Origin of the sequence: Mycobacterium sp. E3251 (assembly GCF_001666835.1) — a bacterium.
In the GTDB taxonomy this organism is placed as follows: domain Bacteria; phylum Actinomycetota; class Actinomycetes; order Mycobacteriales; family Mycobacteriaceae; genus Mycobacterium.
The window spans coordinates 23,110-34,533 of record NZ_LZJF01000083.1; the positions used below are offsets into that span (position 1 = coordinate 23,110).

General features: G+C 69.9%; 8 protein-coding genes, 1 tRNA gene and 1 pseudogene. 6 read left to right on the top strand and 4 right to left on the bottom strand.

Translation table 11 applies throughout. The features are described from left to right. Positions 1 to 19: 19 nt before the first annotated feature. Genes A5697_RS11480 through A5697_RS11490 form a run of 3 tightly spaced genes read left to right on the top strand, consistent with a single transcriptional unit; the run spans position 20 to position 2,360 of the window. Positions 20 to 1,297 (top strand): hypothetical protein, encoded by a 1,278-nt coding sequence (locus A5697_RS11480; RefSeq protein WP_068010446.1) that lies wholly within the window; start codon positions 20 to 22, stop codon positions 1,295 to 1,297. 23 nt (positions 1,298 to 1,320) lie between these two features. After that, positions 1,321 to 2,022 carry a glycosyltransferase family 2 protein gene (locus tag A5697_RS11485; RefSeq protein ID WP_067947295.1) on the top strand — a complete coding sequence of 234 codons (702 nt, stop codon included), beginning with the start codon at positions 1,321 to 1,323 and terminating at the stop codon, positions 2,020 to 2,022. Beyond that, positions 2,019 to 2,360 (top strand): DUF2304 domain-containing protein, encoded by a 342-nt coding sequence (locus A5697_RS11490; protein ID WP_066955604.1) that lies wholly within the window; start codon positions 2,019 to 2,021, stop codon positions 2,358 to 2,360. Before A5697_RS11485 ends, A5697_RS11490 begins: the two co-directional genes overlap by 4 nt. On the opposite strand, the gene A5697_RS11495 is transcribed toward A5697_RS11490, so the two are convergent. Further along, entirely contained in the window at positions 2,357 to 3,301 is a 945-nt protein-coding gene (locus A5697_RS11495; protein WP_197500975.1) for an NAD-dependent epimerase/dehydratase family protein, read from the bottom strand. The genes A5697_RS11490 and A5697_RS11495 overlap by 4 nt on opposite strands. On the opposite strand from A5697_RS11495, the gene A5697_RS11500 reads away from it, so the two are divergent. Then, positions 3,267 to 5,075 (top strand): hypothetical protein, encoded by a 1,809-nt coding sequence (locus A5697_RS11500; RefSeq protein WP_197500976.1) that lies wholly within the window; start codon positions 3,267 to 3,269, stop codon positions 5,073 to 5,075. The genes A5697_RS11495 and A5697_RS11500 overlap by 35 nt on opposite strands. 22 nt (positions 5,076 to 5,097) lie before the next feature. On the opposite strand, the gene A5697_RS11505 is transcribed toward A5697_RS11500, so the two are convergent. Next, positions 5,098 to 5,173, bottom strand: a tRNA-Thr gene (locus A5697_RS11505). Between the two features lie 54 nt (positions 5,174 to 5,227). Beyond that, on the bottom strand, positions 5,228 to 6,436 hold the full coding sequence (locus A5697_RS11510) for a DNA polymerase III subunit delta' (protein WP_068010450.1): 1,209 nt from the start codon (positions 6,434 to 6,436) through the stop codon (positions 5,228 to 5,230). 70 nt (positions 6,437 to 6,506) lie between these two features. Here A5697_RS11510 and A5697_RS11515 point away from each other — a divergent pair, with 70 nt between their 5' ends. After that, a complete protein-coding gene (locus tag A5697_RS11515) occupies positions 6,507 to 8,219 on the top strand; it encodes an adenylate/guanylate cyclase domain-containing protein (protein WP_369806104.1) in 1,713 nt (570 codons plus the stop codon). A 6-nt stretch (positions 8,220 to 8,225) separates the two neighbouring features. Here the strand turns inward: A5697_RS11515 and topA are convergent, their stop codons facing one another. Beyond that, positions 8,226 to 11,024, bottom strand: a complete 2,799-nt coding sequence (gene topA / locus A5697_RS11520; protein ID WP_067947303.1) for a type I DNA topoisomerase — start codon at positions 11,022 to 11,024, stop codon at positions 8,226 to 8,228. A gap of 197 nt (positions 11,025 to 11,221) precedes the next feature. Here topA and A5697_RS28375 point away from each other — a divergent pair. Beyond that, positions 11,222 to 11,401, top strand: a pseudogene (locus A5697_RS28375) (hypothetical protein); the annotation flags it as partial. Between the last annotated feature and the right edge of the window lie 23 nt (positions 11,402 to 11,424).

The following is an 11,424-nucleotide window of genomic DNA, read 5'->3' on the forward strand; positions in this document are numbered from 1 at the left end:
CTATTTTCAAATTGTGGCCATGCCCGAAGTCGGCGGTACCCAAGCCTCCACCGGCGCGGGTCCGATCACGCGCGGCAGCGTGGCCCGGGTCGGCGCCGCGACGGCGCTGACCGCCCTGTGCGGTTACGCCGTGATCTACCTGGCCGCCCGTGACCTGGCGCCGGGCGGCTTTTCGGTCTTCGGGGTGTTCTGGGGGGCATTCGGATTGGTCACCGGCGCCGCGAACGGGTTGCTTCAAGAGACGACCCGGGAGGTCCGCTCGAGCCGCCACCTGCCGGCGGCCTTGCCGGGCGGGGACGAACCGCGGACCCATCCGCTGCGAGTCGCGGCACTGGTCGGCGTGGGCGCGGCCGTGGTGATCGGCGGTAGCGCGCCGCTGTGGAGCGGGCGGGTGTTCGTCGAGCAGCGCTGGCTGTCGGTGGCGCTGCTCAGCGTCGGGCTGGCCGGGTTCTGCGTGCACGCCACCCTGCTGGGCATGCTGGCGGGCACCGATCGGTGGACCGGATACGGGGCGCTGATGGTGACCGACGCCGTCATCCGGGTGACCGTCGCCGCGGCGACCGTCCTGCTCGGTTGGCGCCTGGTCGGCTTCCTGTGGGCCACCGTCGCGGGCGCGGTCGCCTGGCTGATCATGCTGGTGGCCTCACCTTCGGCGCGGGCCGCCGCCCGGATGCTGACGCCCGGTGGCGCCCGGACCTTCCTGCGCGGGACCGCCCATTCGATCACCGCCGCGGGCGCGAGCGCGATTCTGGTGATGGGTTTTCCGGTGTTGCTGAAGCTGACCAGCAACGAGCTGGGGGCCGAGGGCGGCGTGATCATCCTCGCCGTGACATTGACCCGGGCGCCGCTGCTCGTGCCGCTGACGGCCATGCAGGGGAATCTGATCGCGCATTTCGTCGACGCGCGCAGCGACCGGATCCGTGCCCTGATCGCGCCCGCGGGGATCATCGGCGGAATCGGTGCGGTCGGCGTGGTCGCCGCCGGGGTGGTGGGCCCGTGGCTGCTGCGGGTCGCCTTCGGGCCGCAGTACCAGGCCAGCGGCGCGTTGCTGGCCTGGCTGACCGCGGCGGCGGTGGCGATCGCCATGCTGACGCTCACCGGGGCCGGCGCGGTAGCGGCGGCGCTGCACCGGGCGTACTCGCTGGGCTGGGTCGGCGCGACGGTGGCCTCGGGATTGCTGCTGCTGCTGCCGCTGCCGTTGCAGACCCGGACCGTGGTCGGCTTATTGTGCGGTCCCCTGGTGGGAATCGGCGTTCATCTGGTGGCGCTCTCGCGCGCCGAGCGCTTGGCCGGCTGATCCTGGCTAACCTTGTGGGCTAGATGGTTACTGACTCCAAATACTCGGGCGCCTGGATCGTCATCCCCGCCTTCAACGAAGCCACCGTCATCGGCGACGTGGTCGCCGATGTGCGCTCGATCTTCGACAACGTCGTCTGCGTAGACGACGGCAGCACCGACGGCACCGGCGAGATCGCCAGGCGGGCCGGCGCTCATCTGGTGCGGCATCCGATCAATCTGGGCCAGGGCGCGGCCATCCAGACCGGCGTCGAGTACGCCCGCAAACAGCCTGGGGCGCAGGTGTTCGCCACGTTCGACGGCGACGGGCAGCATCGGGTCAAGGACCTGGCCGCGATGGTGGACCGGCTCTGCGCGGAGGACGTCGACGTGGTCATCGGGACGCGGTTCGCCGCCCCCGGCGGCACCCGGCCGCCGTTCGTGAAGCGGCTGGTGCTGCAGACCGCCGCGCGCCTGAGCCGTCGTGGTCGCCGACTTGGCTTGACCGACACCAACAATGGGCTGCGGGTCTTCAACAAGAAGGTCGCCGACGGGCTGGACATCACCATGAGCGGCATGAGCCACGCCAACGAGTTCATCATGCTGATCGCCGAAAACCATTGGCGCGTGGTCGAACAACCGGTCGAGGTGCTCTACACCGATTACTCCAAGTCGAAGGGGCAGCCGCTTCTCAACGGCGTCAACATCATCTTCGACGGGTTCCTGCGAGGGAGGATTCCCAGATGAACTGGATCCAGGTGCTGCTGATCGGATCGATCATCGCGCTGCTGGTCTATCTGCTGCGGTCGCGCCGGAACGCGCGGTCGCGGGCCTGGGTCAAGGTCGGCTACATCGTCTTCGTGCTGGCCGGCGTCTATGCCGTGCTGCGGCCCGACGACACCACGGTCGTGGCACAGTGGTTCGGGGTGCGCCGCGGCACCGACCTGATGCTCTACGCGCTCGTGATGGCCTTCTGCTTCACCACGCTCAGCACGTACATGCGGTTCAAGGACCTGGAACTGCGCTATGCCCGGCTCGCCCGCGCCCTGGCGCTCGAGGGCGCGCAGGCGCCCGAACACAGCTAGACCGTCTGGGCGCTGCGGAAGTACTCGACCGTGCGGCGCACACCGTCGTCGAGCCGAACCCGCGGACGCCACCCCAAAACCCGTTCGGCCAAACCGATGTCGAGGCACGACCGCCTCAGATCGCCCAGCCGGTCCGGATGAAACTCCGGGTCGTCGGGCCCCCCGACCGCCGCGGCCACCGCCGAATGCAGTTGCCGGTCAGAGGTTTCCACTCCGGTGCCGATGTTGAACCGCTGCCCGCCGCCCGCCTCCCCGGCGGCCTTGACGAAGGCGTCCACCACGTCGTCGACGAACACGTAGTCACGGGTCTTGCTCCCGTCGCCAAACACCTTGGTGGGTTTACCCGACAGCAGCGCCTGGGCGAAGATCGCCACGACACCGGCTTCGCCGTGCGGGTCCTGCCGCGGTCCGTAGACGTTGGCCGGGGCGATGTGCGAGCAGTCCAGGTCGTAAAGGTGCCGGAAGGTGTTCAGGTAGATCTCGCCGGCCACCTTTCCGGCAGCGTACGGCGAGGCCGGGTCGGTCGGCACGGTCTCGGGGGTCGGATACACGGGCGGGGTGCCGTAAATGGATCCGCCCGACGAGGTATGCACGACCTTGCGCACCCCCGTCCGCCGCGCCGCCTCGGCGAGGCGCACCGTGCCGATCACGTTGACCGAGGCGTCGAACTCCGGGTCGGTGACCGAGTGCCGCACGTCGATCTGGGCCGCGAGGTGGAAGACCACCTCGGGCCGGTGTTCGTCGAGGATGGCCTGCAGGTCGGCGGTGACGATGTCCGCCTCGACGAAGACGTGCGCGGGGTTCTCGGCGAGGTGCTCGATGTTGGTCGCGCGGCCGGTGGCGAAGTTGTCCAGCCCCACCACGGTGTGGCCGTCGGCCAGTAGACGGTCGACTAGCGTCGACCCGATGAATCCGGCTGCCCCGGTAACCAGTGCGCGCACCGGCCCACCATACATAGTGGCCGTGGCCGTCGCGCTGATCGCCGTTGCGCTGGCGATACGCGCGGTCCTCGCGTTCGGCGGTTACTTCTACTGGGACGACCTGATCCTCATCGGGAAAGCAGGCACCCACAACCTGCTGTCGCCGGCGTACCTGTTCGACGACCACGACGGCCACGTCATGCCGGGCGCTTTCCTGCTCGGCGGCGCCATCATCCGGCTGGCCCCGCTGGACTGGACCGGTCCCGCGATCAGCCTGCTGGTGCTGCAGCTGCTGGCCTCGCTGGCGCTGCTGCGCGCCCTGTATGTCATCCTCGGCCGGCGGCCGGTGCTGCTGGTCCCGCTGACCTTCGCGCTGTTCACCCCGCTGGCGGTGCCGGGGTTCGCGTGGTGGGCGGCGGCGCTCAACTCACTGCCGATGCTGGCGGCTCTGGCGTGGGTGTGCGCCGACGCCGTCCTGCTGGTGCGGACGGGCAACCAGCGCTACGCGGTAACCGGGACGCTGGCCTACTTCGGTGGGCTGCTGTTCTTCGAGAAGGCGGCGGTCATCCCGTTCGTCGCGTTCGCGGTGGTATCGCTGCTGCGCCACGTCGGCGGCGACCGGGCGGCGCTGCTGACGGTGTGGCGGGCCGGGCTGCGGCTATGGGTCGCGACGCTGGCGCTCACCGCGGGCTGGATCGCGCTCTACCTGGCCGTGGTCAACCAGGGGCGGTGGAGCTCCGACCTTGCGATGACAGCGGACCTGCTGGGGCGATCGATCACGCACGGCATCGTTCCCGGGCTGGCCGGCGGGCCGTGGCACTGGGACCGGTGGGCGCCGGCCTCGCCGTGGGCCACGCCCCCGCCGCTGGTGATGGCGCTCGGCTGGCTGGTGCTGGGCGGCGCCGTCGCGGTCTCGCTCGTGCGCAAGCAGCGCATCGGGCCGGTGTGGCTGACCGCGGCCGGCTACGCCGTCGCCTGCCAGGTGCCGATCTACCTGATGCGGTCGTCGAAGCTGACCGCGCTGGAACTCGCCCAAACCCTGCGCTATTTCCCGGATCTCGTCTTCGTGTTGGCGCTGCTGGCCGCCGTGGCGTTCTGCGCGCCGAACCGGCCCGCCGCGCCGCGCTGGCTGGACGCCTCGCCCAGACGTACCGCGGTGACGCTGGTCTTGGCGGCGTTGTTCGTGGCCAGCAGCCTGTATTCGACGGCGACGTTTCTGACCAGCTGGCGCGACAACCCGGCCCAGCGCTACCTACAGAACGCCCGGGCGGATCTCGCCGCCGCGCACGCGGCCTCCACGGCGCCGCTGCTGGACCAGGAGGTCGATCCGTTGGTGCTGCAGCGGGTGGCGGCGCCGGAGAACCTCGCCAGCCACCTGTTCGCCCTGCTGCACGACCGGCCCGAATTCGCCTCGGCCACAACGCAATTGCGGATGCTGGACAGCTCGGGCCGACTGGTCAGGGCGCGGGTGACCTGGGTGCGGACCATCGTGCCAGGACCCATGCCGCACTGCGGTTACTTCGCGCAGCCGGACAAGCCGGCGCGCCTGGTCCTGGACGGCCCGCTGCTGCCCGCCGATTGGAGCGTCGAGCTGAATTACCTGGCCAACAGCGAGGGAACGATGACGCTGGCGATGACGCAGGGACCCGACGTCAAGGTCCCCGTGCATCCCGGACTCAACCGGGTGTTCGCCCGGCTGCCCGGCGCCGGGGACGCGATCACCGTGCGCGCCAACACCACCGCGCTGGCGTTATGCCTCGCCTCGGGTCCGGTGGGGTTTCTGGCGCCGGCCTAGCCGCGCGCCCGGTGAAGAATCGTGGAGCCGCCTGGGGGAATCGAACCCCCGACCTATTCATTACGAGTGAATCGCTCTACCGACTGAGCTAAGGCGGCACACCCTCTCGCCGGGCGGCACGAGTCTACGGCAGGCGGGCGGGCGCGACGAAATCAATCGCGCAGTTCCTGGCCAAAGGTGGCCACCATGGCATCGACGGCGAACTTGGGCTTGACGTTGATGGCCAACGCCTCGCGGCACTCCAGCACCGCCTCGATGCAGCGCAGCAACCGCTGCGGCGGGGCGTGGGCGGCCAGCGCCGCCACCCGCTCGGCCATGTCCGGATGGTTGGGCCGCACCGAACCCGCGCCCGCCGAGACCATGAGCGCGTCCCGGAAATAGTTCGCCAAGTCGATCAGCGCCCGATCCAGCGCGTCGCGCGAGGCCCGGGTCTGACGCGATTTCTGCCGCCGTTCGAGGTCTTTCATCGCGCCCGTGGCGCCCCGCATCGCCCCGGCGGTGCCCTTGCCCGTGCCGCCGGCGCCGAGCGCGGTCCGCAGCTCCTCGGTCTCGGCCTCGGCGCGATCCGCCGTGAGCACGACGGCCTCGGCTTCGGCGGCGGCCACCAGCTCCTCGGCGGCGGCGTAGGCCCGCGACGGCGTCGCGGCGTCACGCACCAACGCCAGCGCCCGCTCGCGGCGTTCCCGGGCCTCGGAATCGGTGGCCAACCGTCGTGCCCGGCCCACGTGGCCGCCGCTGACCGACGCCGCCCAGTTCGCGGTGTCCCGGGTCAGGCCGTCGCTGTCGATCAACACGCGCGCGATCGCCTCGGTCGGCGGGGTGACCAGCGCGACGTGCCGGCAGCGGGAACGCAGCGTGATGGCGATGTCCTCGGGGTCCACCGACGGCGCGCACAGCAGGAACACGGTCGAGGGCGGCGGCTCCTCGACGACCTTGAGCAGCGCGTTGGCGGCACCCTCGGTGAGCCGGTCGGCGTCCTCGATCACCACGATCTGCCGGTGCCCGGTGGCCGGACGCCGCGACGCGATCTGCACGATGGCGCGCATCTCGTCCACCCCGATGGACAGCCCTTCGGGGATCACCCGGCGCACGTCGGAGTGGGTGCCGGCCATGGTCGTCGTGCACGCCCGGCATTGGCCGCACCCCGGTTCCCCATCGGAGGTGCACTGCAGCGCGGCGGCGAAGCACAGCGCCGCGACCGAGCGCCCCGACCCGGGAGGGCCCGTAATCAGCCATGCATGTGTCATAGTCCCGGCGCCCGCATCGCTGTGAACCAGATCACCGCGGGCAGCCCTGGCGGCGGCGAGCAGCTCGGCCGTCACCACGTCCTGGCCTACCAGCCGCGTAAACACCCCGGACATCACCGGTAACAGTAGCCACCACCGCCGACAGATACCGATCGGCCACCGTATTGGGACAATCCCGTTACATTTGGGCTCTTTTCGGCCCGGATGGGGGCCCGCCGAGATCGTTGTAAGTTTCCGACAAGTCCCTGCTGACCGATACGGTGGGTTCGTGGCAACAGCGGCAGCACTGCCCGGGCGGATCAGCGCATTCGTCCGGTGGGTGGTGCGTACCCCGTGGCCGTTGTTCTCGCTGAGCATGCTGCAGGCCGACATCATCGGCGCCCTCTTCGTGCTGGGCTTCCTGCGCTACGCCCTGCCCCCCGAGGATCGCATCCAGTTGCAGGATCTGCCCGTCCTGAATCTGGCGGTCTTCGCGACCGCGCTGGTGGTGTTGTTCCTGGCCGGCTGGATGGTCAACCTGAAGCTGCTGATGCCGGTCTTCCGCTGGCAGCGCCGCGACAACCTGCTCGCCGAGGCCGACCCCGCCGCCACCGAGCTGGCGCGTAGCCGCGCCCTGCGGATGCCCTTCTATCGCACGCTCATCAGCATGGCGGCCTGGTGCATCGGCGGCGTGGTGTTCATCATCGCCAGCTGGTCGGTGGCCCGGTTCGCCGCGCCCGTCGTCGCCGTGGCCACCGGGCTCGGCGCCGCCGCGACCGCGATCATCGGCTACCTGCAGTCCGAGCGGGTGCTGCGGCCGGTGGCCGTGGCCGCCCTGCGCAGCGGCGTCCCCGAGAACGTCCAGGCGCCCGGCGTCATCCTGCGGCAGATCCTCACATGGATGCTGTCCACCGCCGTCCCGGTGCTGGCCATTGTGCTGGCGGTGATGGCGGACAAGGCGTCCCTGCTGCACGCCACGCCCGAGAAGCTGTTCACCCCCATCCTGTTGCTGGCGCTGGCCGCGTTGGGCATCGGCTTCGTCAGCACCCTGCTGGTCGCCATGTCGATCGCCGACCCGCTGCGCCAGCTGCGCTGGGCGCTGTCGGAGGTGCAGCGCGGAAACTACAACGCGCACATGCAGATCTACGACGCCAGTGAGCTGGGCCTGCTGCAGGCCGGCTTCAACGACATGGTGCGTGACCTGTCCGAGCGGCAGCGGCTGCGCGACCTGTTCGGCCGCTACGTCGGTGAAGACGTCGCCCGCCGCGCCCTGGAGCGCGGCACCGAGCTCGGCGGTCAGGAGCGCCACGTCGCGGTGCTGTTCGTCGACCTGGTCGGCTCGACCAAGCTCGCCGCGACCCGCCCGCCCGCCGAGGTGGTCCACCTGCTCAACGAGTTCTTCCGCGTAGTGGTCGAAACCGTGGGCCGGCACGGCGGTTTCGTCAACAAGTTCCAGGGCGACGCCGCCCTGGCCATCTTCGGCGCGCCGATCGAACACCCCGACGCGTCGGGCGGAGCGCTCGCCGCGGCGCGCGAGTTGCACGACGAGCTGCTCCCGGTGATCGGGGCGGCGGAGTTCGGGATCGGTGTCTCGGCGGGCAGGGCGATCGCCGGGCACATCGGCGCGCAGGCCCGCTTCGAGTACACCGTGATCGGCGACCCGGTGAATGAGGCCGCCCGGCTGACCGAGCTGGCCAAACTCGAGTCCGGCCACGTGCTGGCGTCGGCGATCGCCGTCAGCGGCGCGCTGGATGCGGAGGCGTTGTGCTGGGACGTGGGCGAGGTCGTCGAGCTGCGGGGCCGCACCGCCCCCACTCAGCTGGCCCGGCCGGTCAAGCTGGCCGGAACCACGGACTCCCAGCCAGTGCGACCCGTCCGCGAGGACGTGCACAGCGAGTCGATCGGCCCGGGCTACTAGACCGGGCTAGCTGCTGCGCTTGGCGGCCTTCTTGGCCGGGGCCTTCTTGCGGGCGGCCTTCTTCGCGGGTCGCTTGACCGGACCCCGCGCCCGCCGGTCGGCCAGCAGTTCGGCGGCGCGTTCGTCGGTGATCGACAGGACGTCGTCGCCCTTGCGCAGGCTCGCGTTCGTCTCGCCGTCGGTGACGTAGGGACCGAATCGGCCGTCCTTGATCACCATCGGCTTGCCGGTCGCCGGGTCGGCGCCCAGCTCCCGCAACGGCGGCGCGGCCGCGGCCTGCCTGCCGCGGCGTTTGGGCTCGGCGTAGATCTTCAGCGCCTCGTCGAGCGTGATCTCGAAGATCTGGTCCTCGGTGGCCAGTGAACGAGAGTCGGTGCCGCGCTTGAGATATGGGCCGTAGCGGCCGTTCTGCGCGGTGATCTCCTCACCGGTCTGCGGGTCCACGCCCACCACCCGGGGCAGCGACAGCAGCTTCAGCGCGTCCTCGAGGGTGACGGTCTGCAGGTCCATGCTGCGCAGCAGCGAGCCGGTGCGCGGCTTGGGCCCGGTGGGCTTCTTCCCCTTCTTGGCGGGGGCGCCGCCTTCGTCGTCTTCCGGTGGCGGCGGCAGGATCTCGGTGACGTAGGGGCCGTACCGGCCGTCCTTGGCGACGATCTCGTGACCCGTCTCCGGGTCGACGCCCAACGTGCGTCCCTCCTGCGGTGTGGCGAACAGCTGCTCGGCCACCTCCAGCGTCAGCTCGTCCGGCGTCAGCGAGTCGTTGAGGTTGGCGCGCTGCGGCCCGAGCTCACCCTCGTCGTTGGTCACCATGCGTTCCAGATAAGGCCCGTTCTTGCCCACCCGGACGTACACGGGGCGACCCTGCTCGTCGTCGAATAACTTGATGGAGTTGACTTCTCGGGCGTCGATGCCTTCCAGGTTGACGCCGACGAGCTTCTTCAGGCCGCCGGAACGCGCGACCGAATCGGCCACCCCGTGGTCGCCCCCGAAGTAGAAGCGGTTGAGCCAGTCGGTGCGCCGCTCCTGCCCCGAGGCGATCGCGTCGAGCTCGTCTTCCATCGCGGCGGTGAAGCCGTAATCGACCAGCCGACCGAAATGCCGCTCCAGCAAACCGATTACGGCGAACGCCACCCACGAGGGCACCAGCGCGCTGCCCTTCTTGTGCACATAGCCGCGGTCCTGGATGGTCTTGATGATCGACGAGTACGTCGACGGGCGGCCGATGCCCAGCTCCTCGAGCGCCTTCACCAGCGACGCCTCGGTATAGCGCGCCGGCGGGTTGGTGGCGTGCCCGTCGGGCGTCAGCTCGATGGCGTCCAGCCGCTGGCCCTGCGTCAACTGCGGGAGCCGGCTCTCGGCGTCGTCGGCCTCGCCGCCGGCCAATTCGTCGACGGTCTCCACGTAGGCCTTCAAGAAGCCGGCGAACGTGATGGTGCGCCCGCTCGCGGAGAACACCACTTGCCTTTCTCCGGATTGCCCATTGATCCGCAGGCTCAGCGTCGTGCCCCGCGCGTCGGCCATCTGCGAGGCCACGGTGCGCTGCCAGATCAGCTCGTAGAGCCGGAATTCGTCCCCGTCGAGCTCGCGGCGCACCGCGTCCGGTGTGGCGAAGGTCTCGCCGGCGGGCCGGATGGCCTCGTGCGCCTCCTGCGCGTTCTTCACCTTGCGGGTGTACTGGCGCGGCGACGGCGAGACGTACTCCTCGCCATAGAGCTGGCGCGCCTGCGTGCGCGCGGCGTTGATGGCCGACTGCGACAGCGTCGTCGAGTCGGTACGCATATAGGTGATGTAGCCGTTCTCGTAGAGCCGCTGGGCGATGCTCATGGTGCGCTCCGAGGAGAACCGCAGCTTGCGGCCGGCCTCCTGCTGCAGAGTCGACGTCATGAACGGCGCATAGGGCCGGCGGGTGTAGGGCTTCTCCTCCACCGAGGCGACCGACAGCTGGGCGCCCTGCAGCCCGCTGGCCAGCTCGGTCGCCCGCGCCTCGTCCAGCACGGTGACCTCGTCGGCCTTGCGCAGCTGGCCCAGCGAGTCGAAATCGCGGCCGGTGGCAACGCGCAGGCCGTCGACGCTGGTCAGCCGGGCGGTGAAGGTCGGTGGTGCGGCCTGCGGGTCGGACACGCTGGCGTCCAGGCGGGCCAGGATGTCCCAGTAGGAGGCGCTGCGGAACGCCATCCGGTCGCGTTCCCGCTGCACGATGATGCGCGTGGCCACCGACTGCACCCGCCCCGCCGACAGCTTGGGTGCGACCTTCTTCCACAGCACCGGGCTGACCTCGTAGCCGTACAGCCGGTCCAGGATGCGGCGGGTTTCCTGCGCGTCGACCAGGTCGATGTCCAGGTCACGGGGGTTCTCGGCGGCCTCCAGGATGGCCGGCTCGGTGATCTCGTGGAACACCATCCGCTTGACCGGGATGTTCGGCTTCAGGGTTTCCAGCAGATGCCAGGCGATGGCTTCGCCCTCGCGGTCACCATCCGTGGCCAGGTAAAGCTCGTCGACGCCCTTCAGCAGGCCCTTCAGCTCGCTGACGGTGCTCTTCTTCTCGGGGCTGATGATGTAGAGCGGCTCGAAGTCGTGGTCCACGTTGACACCAAGGCGGGCCCACGGCTCCGACTTGTATTTCGCCGGCACGTCGGCCGCGGCGCGGGGCAGGTCGCGGATGTGCCCGCGCGAGGATTCGACGATGTAGTTGGAGCCCAGGTAACCGGCCAATTTGCGCGCTTTGGTCGGCGACTCGACGATGACGAGTCGCCTACGGCTCCCAGCCCGGCCGCTCTCGCGGTCCTTGAGATTCGGGTCGGCCAACTACGCTTACGCTCCATCCTTGATCGCGGCCCCCCTGCGAGGCCACCCCGCAGAAGAATGACAGGCCGGCGTCAAAAATTCCGCGGAAATTCAGATACGCCAGCGTTCCTTCGCCCTCGGGCACCTGACAATTTCGCACCCTGAGGCGCGACTGCGCAAACCGGCCGCCGGAATCGCAAATCTTTTTCCGCGGTTATACCCGCGGCCACACCGCTGATGCGTCGACGCCGTCGGGGGCGTCGCCCACATTGATCGGCACCCGCGGCGGCCGGCCGGCGCTGCGGATCAGCGGCCGTCGCCGGCTATCGCGCCTGGTAGAGAACGTGGGCGACGCCCCCGACGGCGTCGACGCATCAGCGGTGTGGCCGCGGGTATAACCGCGGAAAAAGATTTGCGACCC

What these genes read in the sequence shown, in the direction of transcription:
- A5697_RS11485 (WP_067947295.1), top strand. Translation starts at nt 1,321, where the DNA reads ATGGTTACTGACTCCAAATACTCGGGCGCCTGGATCGTCATCCCCGCC.
- A5697_RS11500 (WP_197500976.1), top strand. Translation starts at nt 3,267, where the DNA reads ATGAATCCGGCTGCCCCGGTAACCAGTGCGCGCACCGGCCCACCATAC.
- A5697_RS11490 (WP_066955604.1), top strand. Translation starts at nt 2,019, where the DNA reads ATGAACTGGATCCAGGTGCTGCTGATCGGATCGATCATCGCGCTGCTG.
- A5697_RS11510 (WP_068010450.1), bottom strand. Translation starts at nt 6,436, where the DNA reads ATGTCCGGGGTGTTTACGCGGCTGGTAGGCCAGGACGTGGTGACGGCC.
- A5697_RS11480 (WP_068010446.1), top strand. Translation starts at nt 20, where the DNA reads ATGCCCGAAGTCGGCGGTACCCAAGCCTCCACCGGCGCGGGTCCGATC.